Consider the following 19,079-nt stretch of genomic DNA (forward strand, 5'->3'; position numbering starts at 1 on the left):
GTCATTACTCCCATCTTTGCTGTAGACCCCGATTTTACTGGGGTTTATGCGGACTTTGCGGTCGATTTCCTTGACTTTGTGTCGACCAGTTTTATAGTGTCGAGAGTGGGTAAAAGTGGAAATTCGTGGAACTTTGTGGTTTATTCGTCGCCGGTAAGTGGGCATTTACACAGTGCGGCGTAAGTTTAAATTTTTCCCGCTATCGGCCCGCTGGATGAAGGGGTCTACCGCGACAATCGCCTAGCAGAGCGAGTGAACTCACAAAGTGTATTTAGGCAGCCATGCAATCAATATGGACGCCAAGGGGCGTCTGGCGATACCGGCGAAGGTCCGCGACCGTTTGCTGGAGGAGTGCGCCGGTAGCTTGGTGATCACAGCTCATACAGAGGAGCGTTGCCTGCTGGTCTATCCGGCGCCGCAGTGGCAGCAAATTTTACCTAAAGTCGAGGCTCTTCCCAGCTTTAATAAGGTGGCGCGCCGGGCCCAGCGATTACTGATTGGTTATGCCTGTGAGCTGCAGGTGGATGGCAATGGCCGCGTTTTGATCCCTCCTACTCTGCGCGAATATGCGGGGCTGGAGAAAAAGCTGATGCTCGTGGGGCAGGGTAAGAAATTAGAACTTTGGAGCGAGGAACGATGGATGTCCTGGCTCGATAATAGTGACGACGAGGAGGGAATGCCCGAGGAAATGGCTTCCCTTTCTTTATAAGGAGTACACCGAGTGTCTCAAGAATTGCATCGCAGTGTGTTGTTGCGCGAGGCCGTGGACGCTCTGGTGACTGACACCGAAGGTTTCTATGTGGATGGGACCTTTGGGCGCGGTGGACACAGCGCTGCGATCCTCGAACAACTGGGCCCCAAGGGGCAATTGTTGGCTGTGGATAAAGACCCCCAGGCGATTGACTATGCGCAGCAGCGTTTTGCTGCTGAGCCGCGCTTTTCAATTTGGCACGGCTCCTTTGCCGATATGGATCTCGCTGTTGGCGAGAGGGCGGGAAGTGTTAACGGAATCCTGTTGGACTTAGGGGTTTCATCGCCCCAGTTGGATCAGGCTGAGCGCGGCTTTAGCTTTATGCAGGACGGGCCGCTGGATATGCGTATGGATACTAGCCGTGGTATCAGCGCAGCGCAGTGGGTGAATACCGAGGCCGAGGATGAGATGGTCCGGGTGTTTAAAGAATATGGCGAGGAGCGTTTCGCGCGGCGAATGGCCGCAGCCATCGTTCGCCGCCGCACTGAAAAGCCCTTCGAGCGAACTTTGGATTTGGCTGAGGTAGTGAAGGCAGCCAACCCAGCTTGGGAAAAGGGCAAGCACCCGGCTACTCGAGTCTTCCAGGCTATTCGCATTCATGTGAATGGTGAGCTGGATGACCTGCGGAGCACATTGGAAAAGTCTCTGCAGCTGCTCGCGCCGGGAGGCCGGTTGGTGATTATCAGCTTCCATTCGCTGGAGGATCGCATGGTCAAGCGCTTTATCCGCGAAAAAGAGCGCGGACCCAAATTGCCGCGCGGACTTCCGGTAATGGATAGCCAAATCGCCAAGCCCCTGCGTTCAGTGGGCAAAGCGGTCAAGGCTAACACCATTGAGGTGGATGAAAACCTGCGCTCGCGCAGTGCGGTGATGCGGGTTGCCGAAAAGCAGGGTGGGTGCTGATTCTGTGCCTATACGGTCGTTTCTTAGCATTGCTGTGCTCTGGGTGGGTGCAATTGCCTCGGCGTTGGCAGTGGTGTATTCGACTCAGCGCAGCAGAGAATTGACCGCAGAGCTAGGCCGCGCACAAAAGACCCGCGATGAATTGCGTTATGAGCAGGAGCGCCTGCTGCTTGAGCGGGGGGCCTGGTCTGCCTATAGCCGTGTGGAGAAAGTGGCCCGGGAAGAATTAAAAATGCGCATGCCGAGCCCTTCAGAGCAGATCTTGGTGCCACTGGAGTGATTGGCTTGGTCGGAGTGTAGGCGGCCCTTTTAGGCAGTGTACACCGGAAATTGACTTAATAAGCATAAGAAAATTTGTTTATCGATGCGCTGCCGGGGTACCGGTTAAATCGCCCCGCTAAGAGGTTTGCCCTCAGGATGACAATATAACGCCAATTGGAAAATTATGGGCGCAGTAAAGAAAAAGCAAGTTCAACCGGGAATCGCTCGCTGGCGCTTTGTGCTGGTAGCGGTTCTGTTGTGCCTGCTTGCCCTGGCACTGGTGTCTCACTTAGCGCGTTTGCAGGTGGTTCCTGCAGCAGAGCGGGGATATCGCTTCCTGCAGGATCAGGGGCGCGCGCGCACCATCCGTACCGAGGAGATAGCCGCCTATCGGGGTTCCATTGTCGATCGCAACGGAGAGCTGTTAGCGGTTAGCACCCCGGTGCACAGCCTCTGGGCCAATCCCAAATTATTGCGCGAGAGCAGTCCCGAACAAGTAAAGCAACTGGCTAAGACGCTGAGGTTAAAGGCGGATAAGTTGACCGCGCGCCTGGAAAAATACCGCAATAAGGAATTTATGTATCTGCGTCGCCACCTGACCCCAGAGCAGGCGGAGCGGATCTTGTCTCTCGATTTGCCCGGTGTCTACAGCAAAAAGGAATACCGCCGCTTCTATCCCGCCGGGGAGGTGGTTGCGCAGCTATTGGGCTTTACCAATATCGACGATCGCGGTCAGGAGGGCATTGAGCTTGCTTACGATAACTGGTTGTCCGGAGAGCCAGGTGCGCAGCAGGTGGTTAAGGACCTGAAAGGTCGCACGGTGCAAGAACTGGCTATTCAGAGAGAGGCTCAACCCGGTCAGGAGTTGCGCCTCTCGATTGATATGCGTCTGCAATACCTCGCCTATCGGGAATTAAAAAGTGCTGTGGCAGAAAATGGTGCCGCTTCCGGTTTTATGGTGATTTTGGATATCCACAGTGGTGATGTCCTCGCCATGGCTAACCAGCCCTCTTTTAACCCCAATAACCGCAAGGGAGTTAGGGCGGCGGCCATGCGCAATCGCGCCCTGATTGATCAGTTTGAGCCGGGCTCTACGGTAAAGCCTCTGACGGTATTGGCGGCGCTGGAGACAGGTCGCTACAAGCCCCATACCCAAATAGATACAAGCCCGGGTTATATCCGCGTGCCCGGTAAAACTTTGGTGGATCCGGTCAACTACGGCAAGTTGGATCTAACCAGCATTATCACTAAGTCGAGTCAGGTGGGTATTACAAAAATTGCCCTGGATTTGGAACCAAATACGCTTCGAGAACTCTTTTACCGCCTGGGTTTGGGGGAGGCGGTTGGCAGTGGTTTTCCTGGTGAGACGCCGGGAATCCTACCTAGCCGCAGCCGCTGGCACCCAATCGAGCGGGCTAATTTTGCCTTCGGCTACGGTTTAACCGTGAATGGGGTGCAATTGGCCCAGGCCTACAGCGTGTTGGCTAACGGTGGGCTTAAACGTCCGGTTTCCCTGATTCTATCTGACGATAAGCCCGATTCTGAGGCGCAGCGGGTAGTCGAAGGGCCGCTCGTTAAGGATGTGAGCGCCATGCTGGAGACCGTAATTGGCAGCCGCGGCACTGGCCGTCAAGCCGCTGTAGAGGGTTACCGAGTGGCGGGCAAGACTGGCACTGTTCACAAGGTTGGTAGTGGTGGTTATGCGGATAATCGCTACCGCTCAGTATTTGCGGGATTTATTCCCGCTGACAAGCCGCGCCTTGCCGCGGTTGTAGTAATAGACGATCCCAGCCAGGCGAAATACTACGGCGGTGAAGTGGCAGCGCCGGTATTTGGCGCTGTGATGGCTGGGGCTATGCGCCTGCTGCAAGTACCGCCAGAGCTTAAAGAGGCGGCGGAACGGCAGCTGGCCGCGCAGTTAACCGGAAGGGGTTCAAAGTCGTGACTCAGCGCGAACAATCATTTATCTCCCTGCAGGAATTGGTGCCCGGATACGCGAGCATACCCGATGTACCTGTTAGTGGTGTAGCTCTGGATAGCCGCAAGGTGAAAGCTGGCGATGCTTTTATGGCGTTGCGCGGCTCTGTCGTGGATGGGCGGGAATATATTGATGCCGCAATAGAAGCTGGCGCTGCCGTAGTTTTGGCGGATGGGGACAAACTGGAATGTAAAACCCACAAGGATATCCTTGTGGTTACCGTACCCGGGCTTGCTAAGCGGGTGGGGGAAATAGCCGCGCGTTTCCACGATAATCCCAGCGGAAAAATGCATTTGGTGGGAGTGACCGGCACCAATGGTAAAACTACCTGCGCTTATCTCACCTCCCAGTTATTGGCTCGGCATTTTGGCAGCGCTGCCCTGATCGGTACCATTGGTAATGGCATATGGAATCACGGGGTGATTGAGCTGCATGAGACGGGGCTCACAACTCCTGACCCTGTGCGGCTACAGGAGGATTTTGCCGATTTTTGCCGACGCGGAGTGGGTGCTGCGGCGATGGAAGTTTCCTCCCATGCCCTGTCACAGGGCCGAGTACATGGTCTTATTTTTGATACCGCAATTTTTACCAATCTTTCCCGCGACCACCTGGATTATCACGGCAATATGGCAGCCTACGGGGCTGCCAAAGAAAAATTATTTGGCCTGCCAAAATTAAAGCGCGGCATTATAAACCTGGATGACCCTTTCGGCGCTCAACTGGCGGAGCGTTGCAGATTGCGCGGGTTGCGTGTATTGACCTATGGCCTGCAGGCGGGCGACCTGCATGTGACAGATTTACGCCGTCATGAAAAAGGCTTTTCTGTCCAGCTAAGTTCTCCCTGGGGGAGCGGTGAACTCAATGCATCGCTGATTGGCGATTTCAATATTTATAACGCACTTGCCGTTATCGCTGCTGCTGCTTCGGCGGGTATGCCGTTCGAGGAAATTCTCACGGTTTTTCCCTCTATTCAGGGGGTGCCCGGTCGTATGGAGCGGGTTCAAGTCGAAGGTGTCTATGAAGTGGGAGTGTTGGTCGATTACGCCCATACTCCAGATGCATTGCGAGCGGCGTTGGCCGCTGCACGCCCTTATTGCCGTGGGAAATTGTGGTGTGTATTTGGCTGTGGCGGTGATCGTGATACTGGCAAGCGCGCTTCAATGGGGCGTATAGCTTCGGAAATGGCCGATCGGGCCATTGTTACCAGCGACAATCCCCGCAGTGAAGAGCCGCAAAAAATTATCGACGATATCCTCGAAGGTGCTGCCAGTAATATTGAAGTAGAAATTGATCGGGCCAAGGCTATTGGCCAGGCAGTGGCTGCGGCACAGCCGGGAGATATAGTGCTGATCGCTGGTAAGGGCCATGAGAATTACCAGATTATCGGCAGCGAAAAAATTCATTTTTGCGATCGCGAGCAGGCTGCTTCTGCGTTGCTTCGGCGTATGGGTAAGCCCCTCAAGGTTGAAGGGATGAAGGGGGAAGCCCAGTGATTGGGTCGTTATCTCTTAAGCAACTGCAAGAGCGCTTCGGTGGTGAGTTGATCAATGGCTCGGTCGAATTTTCTGAGGTGTGCACAGATACTCGTAAATTAAACCCCCAAGCACTGTTTGTTGCATTGGTTGGTGACAATTTCGATGCTCATGATTTTGTCGGAGAGCTTGATGGTCAGGCACTTGGCTTAGTTGTTGATCGGGAGGTTCGGGGTTGCAGCCTGCCTCAGTGGCGGGTGAAAGATACTACCGTAGCACTCGGACAAATTGGTCTGCTGTGTCGTGAGAAATTCTCTGGTCCAGTAATTGCGATTACTGGTTCCTGTGGCAAGACCACGGTTAAGGAAATGCTATCGGCGATTTTTTCCCAACGCCACACACCTTGTGTGACTGCAGGCAACCTAAACAACCAGTACGGTCTGCCGATAACTCTTTTCGGCCTCAGCGAAGAGCACGATGTACTGATTTTGGAGATGGGGGCGAATGGCCCTGACGATATTGCTTATCTGTGTAGTATCGGCAAGCCACAAGTGAGTGCCGTCAATAATGTTATGCCCGCTCATGTTGAAGGGTTTGGTTCTATTGACGCCATCGCCAAAGCCAAAGGTCAAATTTATACAGGGTTGGATGTCGGTGGAACCGCAATTATCAATGCCGATGATAATTACGCAGACTATTGGCGCGGGCGAATGCCCGAAGGTGTGCGCACTTTAGAGGTGGGGCTTTCCAGCCAATGCGAAATCTTTGCGGAAAATATTGTCCTGAATAATAGTGGCTGTGCCGGATTTGACCTAGTGATTGAAGGGCTTAGCTACCCGTTGCAGCTTCAGCTACTTGGAGAGCACAACGTGCACAACGCTCTAGTAGCGGCAGCCTGTGCTTTTGCCGCGGGGATATCGGCAAAAGAAATTGTTCAGGGGCTATCAAGCCTGAGAGGTGTCAGCGGCCGCTTGCAGGAGCAGCGCGGTATTTTGGGAGCCACAGTTATCGACGACAGCTACAACGCGAATCCGGGTTCTGTGGGTGCGGCTATTGAGCTTTTGGCACAACGACCAGGGAAACGAATCCTGGTGCTTGGGGACATGGCGGAGTTGGGGCCGGATGCTGAGGATATGCATCGAGATGTGGGTGATCTGGCGCGAGAGCGTGGGCTTGATGCGCTGTTTACCCTGGGACCATTAGGCACTGCTGCCAGCTTGGCATTTAGCCATGGGGGCAATGAGCCCCTGCAGAATTATCGGGAGCGGGAGCCGTTGATCGCGGCTCTGACCCATGAATTAGATAACAACACCACTGTTTTGGTGAAGGGTTCTCGTAGTGCCCGTATGGAACTGGTCGCTCAGGCCCTGCTTGGCAACAGCAGAGGGGAGTCGTAATGCTGCTTTGGCTGGCGGAATTATTACAACAACATGTGAGCACCTTTTCGGTGTTCAATTATTTAACTGTCCGCGCAATTCTTGCGGCCCTTACCGCACTGGGAATTTCCCTGATTGTTGGACCACGCATGATCAACTGGCTGAACCATTTACAAGTGGGGCAGGCGATTCGCGACGATGGCCCTGAAACACATTTGAGTAAATCCGGTACGCCCACTATGGGCGGCACCCTGATTCTCGCCTCAATCTTTGCTTCGGCGCTGCTATGGTCGGATCTTGGTAATCGCTATGTGTGGGTCACATTACTGGTGACCTTTGTCTTCGGCGCGGTAGGTTTTGTCGATGACTATAAAAAAGTTGTACATAAGAACCCTCGTGGCCTCATCGCGCGCTGGAAATATTTTTGGCAGTCCATTGCCGGTTTAGGGGCGGCCATATATTTATTTATGAGTGCGACCAGCCCGGCGGAAACCCAGTTCTTTGTGCCTTTCTTTAAAGACGTCGCTATTAACCTTGGGCCAGTCACCTTTATTCTGCTGACCTATTTTGTAGTGGTGGGTTCCAGTAATGCGGTTAATCTGACCGATGGTCTTGATGGCCTGGCAATTATGCCTACGGTGATGGTAGGCGGGGCACTGGGAATTATTGCTTATTTATCTGGACATGCGGAATTTGCCGATTATCTACATATTCCTGCGATTGCTGGTGCAGGGGAACTCGCTGTATTTTGTGCGGCTCTGTGCGGTGCAGGCTTAGGGTTCCTATGGTTTAACACCTATCCGGCGCAGGTGTTTATGGGGGATGTGGGTGCCCTGGCCCTGGGTGCGGCACTGGGCATCATTGCGGTGATCACTCGCCACGAGATTGTGCTGTTTATTATGGGAGGCGTATTCGTGATGGAAACCGTTTCAGTCATCCTGCAGGTTGCGTCCTTCAAGTTGACGGGTAAGCGTATTTTCCGCATGGCCCCGCTGCACCACCATTTTGAATTGAAAGGTTGGCCCGAGCCGAGGGTAATTGTGCGTTTCTGGATTATCACGGTAATTCTGGTTCTGGCTGGACTGGCAACACTGAAACTCCGATAAAAATACAATGAGCCTGATCGCGACTTCTTCGCAGCACAAAGTGGTCATTGGACTGGGCGCTACCGGGCAATCGGTGGTGCGCTATCTGCTGCGTCATGGTCATACCCCGGTGGTGGTGGATAGCCGTGATAACCCTCCAGGGCTTGCGGCTTTTCAAGGGGAATTTCCCCAGGTCGCGGTGGAAACCGGCCCACTACGTGCAAACACTTTACTTGCGGCCAGTTTAATTATTGTCAGCCCTGGTGTGCCCTTAGCGGAGCCGGTTTTGCAAAAGGCCGTTGCCGAGGGTATTCCGGTTGTTGGTGATATTGAATTATTTGCCCAGGCTTTACTGCGAAAGCAGTCCAAAACGAAATTGGCCGCGATTACTGGTTCTAACGGCAAAAGCACGGTCACGACATTACTTGGCAGAATGGCTGAAGCAGCCAACATTTCTGTGCGGGTGGGTGGCAATATTGGCGTACCGGTGCTCGATTTATTGGATGACCCCTTACCGGAGTTGTTTGTACTGGAGCTTTCCAGTTTCCAATTGGAGACAACTTATTCCCTCACTCCAACAGTAGCGACTGTTTTGAATATGAGTGCGGACCATATGGACCGCTATCCCAGTATGTTGGAGTATCACCGGGCGAAGCAACGGATTTATCGCGGTGCAGAAGTATTTGTGGTTAATCGCGAAGATCCCCTGAGCCAGGGACCTCTGTCGCGAGAGCGGCGTGAGTGGACTTTCGGCCTTGATCGACCGGACTTAAAACAGTTTGGTGTGTGCTTATCTGGGGGGCGTGAGTGGTTGGCTCAAGGAAGTGAGAAGTTATTGCCGGTCGATGAGCTGGCGATGGTGGGCAAGCATAATATTGCCAATGCTCTGGCTGCATTGGCCATGGGTACTGTAGTGGGGCTGCCTGTGGCGGCAATGCTGTCGGTGCTGCGTAGTTTTCCTGGCTTGGCACATCGCTGTGAGCGCGTGGCGGATTTACATGGCGTAACTTATGTCAACGACTCTAAGGGCACTAATGTAGGTGCAACTCAGGCCGCGCTGGATGGATTGGCGACCTCAACCCGTAAAATAGTTTTAATCGCAGGTGGAGATGGTAAAGGTGCAGACTTTTCCGCATTGAAGAAAAGCGCAGGCTCCCTGCGTGCAGTGGTTTCAATCGGTGTTGATGGCGACAAAATTGCCAGCGTGTTTGCTGGCCAGTGCAGCACACTCAGCGCTGATTCTATGGCGGATGCTGTGAGTAAGGCCCGAACTTTGGCGCATAGCGGAGACTACGTGTTGCTCTCCCCGGCGTGTGCCAGCTTTGATATGTATCGCAATTTTGAAGCGCGTGGTGAAGACTTTCGCAATATTGTAGCGACGCTGTGTGAGTGCTCACGGGAGGGACAATGAGTGAATTGCCCTCCCTAAATAGCAGGCGTGATTTTCTCGATGCTCTTTTACCTTTTAGCGTTTTGGCGCTGGTGAGCATCGGCGTTGTGATGGTGGCTTCAGCGTCGATCGCTTTTGCTACAGATATTTATGCAGACCCTTGGTATTTCCTGAAGCGTCACTTGGTATTCTTGTTAATTGGGGCAATTGCGGCGTTATTGGTAAGCCAGATCCCATTGGCTATTTGGTCGCGCCTATCTTGGCCACTGTTACTGTTTTCCTGTCTGCTTTTAATCGTGGTATTGGTGCCAGGTATTGGTCGAGAGGTAAATGGTAGTCGACGCTGGTTGGTGTTTGCGGGAATTACTATCCAACCTGCAGAAGTGGCGAAGTTTTGCATGCTGGTATTTTTTGCCAGTTTTCTAACCCGGCGCAGCAAGCAATTACACCACTGGAGCAGCTTTATGGTACCGGTGGTTATTCTCACGATGGTTGCTTTTTTACTGTTATTGCAACCGGACTTCGGCTCTGTGGTAGTACTTTCCGGCACAGTGCTGGCGATGGTGTTTTTGGGTGGTGCACGCTTACCCCACACGTTTTTACTCGTGGCGGCAGCGGCTTGCGGTTTGGCCTTGATGGCGCTGATGAGCCCCTATCGTTTGCAGCGCCTGCTAACGTTTCTAGACCCCTGGGGAGACCAATTTGCCAGTGGCTATCAGTTGACCCAATCGCTTATCGCTTTTGGTCGTGGTGAATGGTTTGGTGTGGGGCTGGGTAATAGCGTGCAAAAACTGTTTTATCTGCCCGAGGCCCATACCGACTTTATTTTTGCCATCCTCGCCGAGGAGTGGGGCATGTTTGGTGGCTTGGTTGTTGTTGGGCTTTTTGTGCTCCTGACATGTTCGCTATTGCGTTTGGTACGTGAAGCCCTGGTGCAACAAAAATTTTTTGCGGCTTTACTGGCATTTGGCATGGCAATACAGATTGCTGGCCAGGCTTTTGTGAATATGGGAGTGGCTTCAGGGTTATTACCAACTAAGGGGCTGACCCTGCCGTTTGTTAGCTCCGGTGGTAGTAGTTTGATTATTTGCTGTGCCCTACTGGGGTTGGCTTTGAGGGTTCGCACTGAATTGCGAGGGCAATTTGGGCAAGCCGGGGATAGTGAGGAAAGTCCTGGTTTGTTTGGGAAGTTGCCAATTTTTGCCCGGCGCCGCACCAGTGCTGGTGTTGGTAGTGGGGAGGTAGTCTGATGTCCCATGAAGAAAAAATATTCGCCAATAAGAAGTTTTTACTGATGGCCGGAGGTACCGGTGGCCACGTATTTCCAGCACTGGCAGTGGCAAAAGCCTTGCAGGAGCGCGGTGCCAGTGTTGAGTGGCTGGGTACACAGCGCGGTATCGAAGCGCGTTTAATTCCCGAGGCGAATATTCCACTGCACTGTATTCGTGTGGAGGGCGTGCGTGGCAAAGGCAAATTGGCCCTGTTCAAGGCACCTCTGCAGATTTTTCGCGCGGTGGTCCAAGCCCGTGCCGTGGTAAGGGCGGTAGCACCAGATGCGGTGCTCGGGTTCGGTGGCTTTGCCACCGGTCCCGGTGGTGTAGCAGCACGACTCAGTGGAATTCCGCTAATTATTCACGAGCAAAATGCGGTTGCCGGCACCACTAACCGCCTGCTTGCTCGAATCGCGAGTAGGGTATTGGAGGCTTTCCCTAGTGGTTTGCCTGGTGCTAAGCAGGTTGGCAATCCGGTGCGCACTGAGATTGCGAGTTTGCCTGAGCCGCAACAGCGTATCGGAAATGAGGCACCACTGCGCCTGTTGGTGCTCGGTGGCAGTCTCGGCGCTGTGGCAATTAATGAGCTGGTGCCAAAAGCTGTGGCTCTTCTGCCATTATCCCTACGGCCGAAAGTGGTTCATCAGGCGGGTGAACGTCATGCAGCGTTGGCCCAAGAAGCTTATAAGGCTGCGGGAGTAGAGGCAGAGGTTGTACCTTTTATTGCGAATATGGCCGATGCCTATAGCGTTGCAGATTTGATCATTTGTCGCTCCGGGGCGCTGACTGTGTCGGAAATCGCTGCCGCTGGTGTGGGCGCAATTATGGTGCCTTTTCCCTTTGCGATTGATGATCATCAGACACGCAATGGCGAGTGGTTACAGAATGCCGGTGGTGCTGTGGTAATTCAGCAGAGCGCCATGGATGCACAGAGTCTGTCAGAATTATTGCAGAAGCTTCTCTCGGACCCTCAAGCGTTGCTTGAGATGGCGAAAGCTGCGCGCAGTGTGGCAAAAATTGATGCAACCGAGCAGGTAGTAGGTGCCTGCGCTGAACAGCTGGCTCTTGTCAGATAGCAAATAAAAAATGAGTGGATCAAGGTTAGAAAGTATGGCTTCTGAGCGTGCCAATATGGAAAAAAGTTATGCTGTACCGACGATGCGCCGCATTCGTCGCATCCACTTTATCGGTGTGGGTGGTGCAGGCATGAGCGGCATTGCTGAAGTGCTACAGAATCAGGGTTACGAGGTTTCTGGTTCCGATTTGCGCGAATCAGCTGTAACAGACCGCCTGCAAAAGCTCGGTGTTAGGGTTGAAATTGGACACAGTTCGGAAAATATCCGCGGTGTCGATGTGGTTGTTAACTCTTCGGCCGTGCATGACGACAATCCAGAGTTGGTCGCCGCCCACGAAAACCGAATTCCGGTGGTGCGCCGTGCGGAAATGCTCGGGGAACTGATGCGTTATCGCTACGGTATTGCCGTGGCGGGTACACACGGAAAGACTACAACTACCAGCCTGATAGCCTCGATTTTTGCTGCGGATAAAAAAGATCCGACGTTTGTGATTGGCGGTTTGGTCAATTCGGCAGGTGCCAATGCGGCATTGGGCGAAAGTCGTTATCTAATCGCCGAGGCAGATGAAAGTGATGCATCTTTTATTCACCTGCAACCAATGGTGACGGTGATCACGAATATTGATGCGGACCATATGGAAACCTATGGTGGGGACTTTGAAAAGGTCAAACAGATCTTTATTGATTTTGTCCATAACCTGCCTTTTTATGGCCTTGCTGTGGTCTGTGGCGATGATGCCAATGTGCAGGAGGTAATTCCCAAGTTTTCCCGGCCGGTGCTGACTTATGGGTTTGCTGAGGGCAATGATTTCCGCATTGTCGAGGTTAAACAGGAGCCGTTGCGAAGCCATTTTAAAGTGCAGCGCCCGGCGGGTGATCTGCTTGAGGTCTCGGTAAATACTCCTGGTATCCATAATGTATTGAATGCTACTGCGGCAATTGCTGTCGCTACCGATGAGGGTATCGGTGATGAAGCTATTCAAAAGGGATTGCAAGGTTTCCAAGGAGTCGGTCGTCGCTTCCAAATTTATGGAGATTTCTCTATTAGTGACGACAGTAACGCAGAAAAAGTGATGCTGGTGGACGATTATGGCCACCACCCAAGGGAAGTGGCAGCAACCATCAGGACTGTACGCGACGGCTGGTCCGATCGGCGCTTAGTGATGGTTTACCAACCGCATCGCTATACCCGAACCCGCGATCTGTTTGAGGATTTTGTTCAGGTGCTGTCCGAGGTGGACAAATTAATTTTGCTGGATGTTTACAGTGCTGGGGAGGCACCGATAGCCGGCGCGGATGGGCGGACTTTGGCTCGTAGCCTGCGCAATCGAGGCCAGGTCGATCCCATTTTTGTCGAAACCGTTGATCAGGTTCCCCCGATCCTGGCTGATCTACTGGAACCCGGCGATGTGGTTCTGACTCAGGGCGCGGGTAATGTTGGGGCTCTTTCACAGAGGTTGGCGGAATGGCGCCTGGGTGAGAAAGACCTCGAGGCTTGAGTGGTAGTGAGGTCTGCACAAAAAAAAAATACAGGGACTCCCCGGGCCCCGGTTCGTGGTGCCAGCCCTCTCAAAGAGAGAGAGAAGCGGGGATTCCACTGGCGCCCCTGGTTATTTACCAGTGTCTTTATGTTCTTGCTTGGTGGGCTGCTTAGTGGGGGCTACTGGTTGTGGCAGCACCTACCGGCGATTCAGCTCAGTCGAGTTGATGCACTGGAGCAAGTTGAGGTTCGCGGAACCTTTAATGCTGTAACTGAAGAGCAGATTAAAGAAATTTTACTGCCGTATTTGCAAGCGGGTTTTTTTTCTGTTGATATCCGCGCGATGCGCGCAGCATTGCTGGAGAAATCGTGGATTACCAAGGTTTCCATAAGTCGTCGCTGGCCCAAAGGCGTTGTTGTTGAAGTCAGCGAGGCGCAGCCACTTGCCATCTGGGGCCGTGATCGTTTGTTGGTTGCCAGTGGTGCACTGCTGCCACGGCCGAAACAAATGCAGGTGGGTACACTGCCCGAGCTCGCCGGGGATGAAGAGTTGGTTGGGCAAATTATGTCCCAATACCAAGCGCTTGCAGGGCTTTTGACTACGCGGGATATGGAAGTGAGGCGCTTGTCATTTGATGACCTTAGTGGCTGGCATCTGGAGTTGATGTCGGGAATTGAATTAAAACTCGGTCATGAGGCACTGCTGGAGCGTGTTAACCGCTTTCTCACTTTGAGTCGCGGGTTACTTGCTCCTTATTTACAAAAAGTAGCCGAGGTAGATACTCGTTACGGTAACGCGGTAGCGGTTCAGTGGAAGAACGAGCAAGAGTAAACAGGGACGCGGCAGTAGCCGCTGTGGAAAGATAAAGTTTAAAAGCGAAGGCGCTGATCCGGTTGATAATGAAAGGAAAGCCGGGGTATGGCCTAGCGAGGTTGGCACAAAAATGACACAAGTATCCGATCAGCGCATGATTGTTGGGCTGGATATCGGCACCTCCAAGGTGGTTGCCATCGTTGGTGAGGTATCTGCTAACGGGGAGCTTAATATTGTTGGTATTGGCTCCCATCGCTCCACCGGGATGAAAAAAGGTGTGGTGGTAAATATTGAATCCACCGTGCAATCTATTCAGCGTGCCGTGGAGGAAGCAGAACTCATGGCGGGGTGTGAAATTCACTCCGTTTATGCCGGCATTGCAGGCAGCCATATTCGCAGTCTCAATTCTCACGGCATTGTGGCTATTAAAGATCGTGAAGTAACCCAACAGGATTTGGATCGGGTAATTGATGCGGCTCGTGCAGTTGCTATACCCGCGGATCAGAAAATTTTACATACGCTGCCGCAAGAATACCTGATCGACAACCAGGAGGGGGTAAAAGAGCCTCTGGGGATGTCAGGTGTGCGCCTCGAAGCAAAGGTGCATTTAGTCAGTGGTGCCGTCAATGCGGCACAAAATATTGAGAAGTGTATCCGTCGCTGTGGTCTTGAAGTGGAGGATGTGATTCTCGAACAGCTGGCTTCCAGTTACGCGGTACTGACTGAAGATGAGAAAGAACTCGGAGTATGTATGGTGGATATCGGTGGGGGCACCACCGATATTGCCGTTTTTACCGGTGGCTCAATTCGCCATACTGGAGTGATTCCCATCGCCGGGGATCAGGTGACTAACGATATTGCAATGGCATTGCGTACCCCGACACCGCATGCCGAAGATTTAAAAATAAAATATGCCTGTGCTCTGGCAAAACTTGCGCGGGAAGGTGAAACCATAAAAGTACCGAGTGTCGGAGATCGGGAGCCCCGGGATTTGTCCCGTCAGGCCCTGGCTGAAGTAGTAGAGCCGCGCTATGACGAGCTGTTTACTCTGGTGCAGGCGGAATTGCGCCGCAGTGGATTTGAAGATCTGTGCGCAGCAGGAGTGGTTTTAACAGGAGGCTCTTCAAAAATGGAGGGTGCGGTAGAGCTGGCTGAGGAAATTTTCCATATGCCGGTACGTCTCGCAGTACCTCAAGGAATTTCTGGATTGAGCGATATCGTGAGCAATCCAATTTACTCCACCGGAGTTGGATTATTGATGTACGCAATGCAGCAAGAAGAGGCTGCAGAGGGAAAAACTCAGCCCGTGCGTAACGATAATCAGTGGTGGGACAAAGTAAAGCACTGGTTTCGTGGAAATTTGTAATAGCATGCAACCAGAATTAGCCGTCCCATAAGGGATTTTTTTTAGGCGTGGCTGTAAAATTCGACATGAGCAAGAAAGGGGAACAGCGATGTTCGAGCTAGTTGATAGCGTACAGGATAAACCTGTCATCAAGGTAATAGGAGTCGGCGGCGGCGGTGGCAATGCTGTTAAGCATATGATTGCCAGCGACGTGGAGGGCGTAGACTTTATCTGCGCGAACACTGACGCTCAGGCGCTGAAAGATATTGAAGCGCAAACTATCCTACAGCTTGGTAATACGATTACCCGTGGACTAGGTGCTGGGGCCAATCCCGATATCGGTCGCCAGTCCGCTCTGGAAGACCGCGATCGCATCGCTGAAGTCTTGGGCGGTGCTGATATGGTGTTTATTACCGCTGGCATGGGGGGCGGCACTGGTACCGGTGGAGCGCCGATTGTAGCCGAGATTGCCAAAGAGCTCGGCATTCTCACCGTGGCTGTTGTTACTCGCCCGTTCAAAATTGAAGGCCGCAAGCGCACTGTCGTAGCCGAAGAGGGTATTCTCGAACTGCGCGACAAAGTGGACTCCCTGATTACTATCCCTAACGATCGCCTGCTGGAAGTATTGGGTAGCAAAATCACCATGAAGTCTGCCTATAAAGAGGCTGACAACGTGTTACTCGGAGCGGTGCAGGGTATTGCCGATCTGATGATCCGCCCCGGCATTATGAATGTGGACTTCGCCGATGTACGCACGGTGATGTCTGAAATGGGTATGGCGATGATGGGCTCCGGCTCTGCCATTGGCGAGAATCGCGCTCGTGAAGCGGCGGAGAAGGCTGTACGCAGTCCGCTGTTGGATAACGTTAACCTTGCTGGTGCACGCGGTATTTTGGTCAACATTATTACCGGCAGTGAAGAAGCTGGCTGTCAGGAGTTGACCCTGGGTGAATACTCCGAAGTGGGTGAGATCGTGCAAGAGATCGCCTCTGATGAGGCCACAGTGGTTATTGGTACGGCGGTGGATGACAAGCTGGGTGATGAAATGCGGGTGACTGTAGTAGCCGCTGGCCTGGGTGAGGGAACTCCTGCGGCTCGCCCGGCTAAGGTGGTAGATAACACACGTCGTCCAGAAGTGCGTGAATCCCGCGATGTTCGCGAGACTCGAGACATGCGTGAGAGCCGGGATATGCGCGATATGCGTGAAAGCCACGGTGCTGCAGGGCTAGTCTCTCGTGAGAGTGCGGCCGACACCCGTCCTCGGGTGGATGTAGAGCGCCCCAAGCGCCCCGCTCCGTCGCTCAGCTCTGCTGATGCCGATATGGAATATTTGGATATTCCGGCCTTCCTGCGCCGCCAGGCAGACTGAGAGTAGCCGCCGCAGAGGCAGTACACCGCTCATGTCCACCCAGCTTATTGTTGGGTGTCGCCTCTGCGGGGCGGCTTATCGCAGAATTTTGTATTTGATATCACTTTTGGTATTGCTAAATCAGAAGTTTGCCCAGTTCCATAAGACCTGCTATCAGAGTTACTCTCAGCTATGAGGGGTAAGGAAATAGGCAAGTAAGAGTTTAATTAACAATTTTTTACAGTGATCCCGGCGCTCATGGTCTTAAAATGCTGTCTCAGCGACTGAGATGTGGCGCTCCAATCTTTATTTAAACTATCCTTAGAAGGACGGTGGCGGTGTGTTAAGTTGACCACACGCCCACAATTGGTATTGGCGTCGCAATTGTGCTAATATCGGCGGCTTGCTGCGCGTTTTGCGTAGACCACCGACTGGGAAAAGATAGTTTCATGATCAAACAGCGCACGCTTAAAAATGCTATTCGCGCCACTGGCGTAGGTCTGCACACTGGCAAAAAGGTCATCCTGACCTTGAAGCCGGCTCCCGTAGACACCGGCATCGTGTTCCGTCGAACGGACTTGGACCCGGTGGTCGAAATTGAAGCCCGCGCAGAGAATGTGGGCGATACGCTACTTTCCACTACCCTGGTCAAGGGTGATGTTCGTATCGCTACCGTGGAGCATTTGCTCTCAGCGATGGCGGGCCTGGGTATCGATAATGCGATTGTCGAACTGTCCGCCCAGGAAGTACCGATTATGGACGGCAGTGCCGGTCCTTTTGTGTTCCTGATCCAGTCCGCTGGTATTCAGGAGCAATCTGCGCCGAAGAAATTCCTGCGTATTAAGAAGCCGATTACCGTGGAAGAGGGCGATAAAGTAGCCAGCTTCCTGCCTTTCAATGGTTTCAAGGTCTCCTTTACCATCGACTTTGACCACCCGGTATTCCAGGGGCGTAACCTAACCTCTTCCGTAGACTTCTCTAGTACTTCTTTTGTGAAAGAGGTGAGTCGTGCGCGTACATTTGGATTTATGCACGAAATTGAGTACCTGCGCTCTAAGGGTTTGGTTCAGGGTGGTTCTGTGGATAACGCCATCGTGATTGACCAGTATCGCATTCTGAATGAAGGTGGATTGCGTTACGAAGACGAATTTGTGAAACATAAAATTCTCGATGCCATTGGCGACCTTTATCTTCTGGGTACCAGCCTGATCGGTGAGTTTAAAGCCTTTAAATCCGGCCACTCCTTGAACAATAAGTCTCTGCGTCATTTGATGACCCAAAAGGACGCATGGGAGATGGTGACATTTGAGGGAGAGCAAGAAGCTCCAATCTCCTACGTTAAGCCAATACTGGCAGTTTAAACTCTCAATAAAAAAGCCGGCATTATATTGCCGGCTTTTTTACGTGACAGATTCGCCAGAGAGGGTTGGGGTAATTCTGGTAACCTTGTTTCCCTTTCAGTATTTGGATGACCGGTCTTTTAGTGTGAGGTATTGCACTGGAGCCTCGTCTCACTTACAGAGACAGCAAAATTACAAGATATCGGACTTCTCCTGCTTGTTATGAAAGTAATTCTGGTCAATGAGCGCGGTGCAACCCGCAGCTTCAACTTTGGTGGGCTGAGCAAGGCGCTATTGAGCTTGTGCCTCTTGGGCCTCCCGGTTGGTGCCTTCTTCCTGGGTGCCAATCTTCCCGTGACCAAAACGGATTTATTTGATGCGCGTACAGCCAAGGCTTGGGAGCGCGCTTTACGTAAGCAGCAGCAGGAAATTGAGGAGGCCGATCGCGAGGCTCACGAGCAACTTGCTGCGCTCACGGTAAAACTGGCTGAATTGCAGGCGCGCCTTACCCGATTGGATGCTGTGGGTGAGCGCCTAACCGCAGCGGCCAATCTCGATCAGGGCGAGTTTGAATTTAGCGCTGTGCCTGCAGTGGGTGGTCCGGAAGATCCCGGCATCGCCGGAGCTTCAGATTTACCCTATCAACCCCCCGAGTTTCTCGAAGTGATTGGTGACTTGTCTCACAAAGTAGATGATCGCCAAATGCAGCTCAATACGCTCGAGTCCCTGATGGCAAACCTGCAGCTCGAGGATGAGCAATTTATTGCCGGGCGTCCGATCACCAAAGGCTGGATGTCCTCGCGCTATGGTTATCGCACCGACCCTTTCACAGGGCGCCGCACTTGGCATAAAGGTGTGGACTTTGCCGGTAAGATGGGGTCAGACGTAGTATCTGTAGCCGCCGGTGTTGTTACCTGGGCTGATGAGCGTCACGGCTACGGACATATGGTGGAAATCAATCATGGTAATGGTTATTCCACCCGCTACGGCCATAACAGTGAGCTCAATGTTGGGCTCGGTGATGTAGTTAAGAAAGGGCAGGTGATTGCCCAAATGGGGTCCAGTGGGCGCTCCACTGGTCCCCATGTACACTTTGAGATCTTTAAGAACAATCGCACGGTCGACCCGGCCAGCTATATCCGCCGTACAGGCAGATAACAACTATCCTTCCTTTACGCGTAATTGCTGGC

The 19,079-nt window shown here is 52.8% G+C and carries 16 protein-coding genes; all 16 read left to right on the forward strand.

What is annotated here, in order from left to right; all coding sequences use genetic code 11:
* The first annotated feature begins 265 nt into the window (after positions 1–265).
* Positions 266–709: a division/cell wall cluster transcriptional repressor MraZ gene (gene mraZ / locus ACJJIV_RS16280; protein WP_252082971.1), complete on the forward strand. Its 444-nt coding sequence runs from the start codon at positions 266–268 to the stop codon at positions 707–709.
* 12 nt (positions 710–721) lie between these two features.
* The gene (gene rsmH, locus ACJJIV_RS16285; protein ID WP_444889633.1) at positions 722–1,654 is read left to right on the forward strand and encodes a 16S rRNA (cytosine(1402)-N(4))-methyltransferase RsmH; all 933 of its coding nucleotides are present in this window, start codon (positions 722–724) and stop codon (positions 1,652–1,654) included.
* A gap of 4 nt (positions 1,655–1,658) precedes the next feature.
* The gene (ftsL, locus tag ACJJIV_RS16290) at positions 1,659–1,934 is read left to right on the forward strand and encodes a cell division protein FtsL (protein ID WP_444889634.1); all 276 of its coding nucleotides are present in this window, start codon (positions 1,659–1,661) and stop codon (positions 1,932–1,934) included.
* 165 nt (positions 1,935–2,099) lie between these two features.
* Positions 2,100–3,860, forward strand: a complete 1,761-nt coding sequence (locus ACJJIV_RS16295; protein ID WP_444889635.1) for a peptidoglycan D,D-transpeptidase FtsI family protein — start codon at positions 2,100–2,102, stop codon at positions 3,858–3,860.
* A complete protein-coding gene (locus ACJJIV_RS16300) occupies positions 3,857–5,386 on the forward strand; it encodes a UDP-N-acetylmuramoyl-L-alanyl-D-glutamate--2,6-diaminopimelate ligase (RefSeq protein WP_444886948.1) in 1,530 nt (509 codons plus the stop codon). The genes ACJJIV_RS16295 and ACJJIV_RS16300 overlap by 4 nt, the downstream gene beginning before the upstream one ends.
* Positions 5,383–6,762: a UDP-N-acetylmuramoyl-tripeptide--D-alanyl-D-alanine ligase gene (locus tag ACJJIV_RS16305; RefSeq protein ID WP_444889636.1), complete on the forward strand. Its 1,380-nt coding sequence runs from the start codon at positions 5,383–5,385 to the stop codon at positions 6,760–6,762. The genes ACJJIV_RS16300 and ACJJIV_RS16305 overlap by 4 nt, the downstream gene beginning before the upstream one ends.
* Entirely contained in the window at positions 6,762–7,847 is a 1,086-nt protein-coding gene (gene mraY / locus ACJJIV_RS16310) for a phospho-N-acetylmuramoyl-pentapeptide-transferase (protein WP_252082965.1), read from the forward strand. The genes ACJJIV_RS16305 and mraY overlap by 1 nt, the downstream gene beginning before the upstream one ends.
* Positions 7,848–7,854: 7 nt before the next feature.
* On the forward strand, positions 7,855–9,237 hold the full coding sequence (gene murD, locus ACJJIV_RS16315) for a UDP-N-acetylmuramoyl-L-alanine--D-glutamate ligase (RefSeq protein WP_444889637.1): 1,383 nt from the start codon (positions 7,855–7,857) through the stop codon (positions 9,235–9,237).
* The gene (gene ftsW / locus ACJJIV_RS16320; RefSeq protein ID WP_444889638.1) at positions 9,234–10,466 is read left to right on the forward strand and encodes a putative lipid II flippase FtsW; all 1,233 of its coding nucleotides are present in this window, start codon (positions 9,234–9,236) and stop codon (positions 10,464–10,466) included. The genes murD and ftsW overlap by 4 nt, the downstream gene beginning before the upstream one ends.
* Entirely contained in the window at positions 10,466–11,563 is a 1,098-nt protein-coding gene (gene murG, locus ACJJIV_RS16325) for an undecaprenyldiphospho-muramoylpentapeptide beta-N-acetylglucosaminyltransferase (protein WP_444884055.1), read from the forward strand. Before ftsW ends, murG begins: the two co-directional genes overlap by 1 nt.
* Positions 11,564–11,618: 55 nt before the next feature.
* Complete coding sequence (gene murC / locus ACJJIV_RS16330) at positions 11,619–13,061, forward strand: UDP-N-acetylmuramate--L-alanine ligase (protein WP_435583648.1); 1,443 nt, start codon at positions 11,619–11,621, stop codon at positions 13,059–13,061.
* A 6-nt stretch (positions 13,062–13,067) separates the two neighbouring features.
* Positions 13,068–13,874 carry a cell division protein FtsQ/DivIB gene (locus tag ACJJIV_RS16335; RefSeq protein ID WP_444889639.1) on the forward strand — a complete coding sequence of 269 codons (807 nt, stop codon included), beginning with the start codon at positions 13,068–13,070 and terminating at the stop codon, positions 13,872–13,874.
* A gap of 112 nt (positions 13,875–13,986) precedes the next feature.
* Positions 13,987–15,222, forward strand: a complete 1,236-nt coding sequence (gene ftsA / locus ACJJIV_RS16340) for a cell division protein FtsA (RefSeq protein ID WP_444886942.1) — start codon at positions 13,987–13,989, stop codon at positions 15,220–15,222.
* A gap of 88 nt (positions 15,223–15,310) precedes the next feature.
* On the forward strand, positions 15,311–16,570 hold the full coding sequence (gene ftsZ, locus ACJJIV_RS16345) for a cell division protein FtsZ (RefSeq protein ID WP_252082958.1): 1,260 nt from the start codon (positions 15,311–15,313) through the stop codon (positions 16,568–16,570).
* A gap of 428 nt (positions 16,571–16,998) precedes the next feature.
* Positions 16,999–17,910, forward strand: coding sequence for a UDP-3-O-acyl-N-acetylglucosamine deacetylase (gene lpxC, locus ACJJIV_RS16350; protein ID WP_252082957.1), 912 nt, complete (start codon positions 16,999–17,001; stop codon positions 17,908–17,910).
* Between the two features lie 201 nt (positions 17,911–18,111).
* On the forward strand, positions 18,112–19,047 hold the full coding sequence (locus ACJJIV_RS16355) for a M23 family metallopeptidase (RefSeq protein ID WP_252082956.1): 936 nt from the start codon (positions 18,112–18,114) through the stop codon (positions 19,045–19,047).
* Positions 19,048–19,079: the final 32 nt, after the last annotated feature.

The organism is Microbulbifer mixtoriginis (SeqCode) (genome assembly GCF_052466765.1).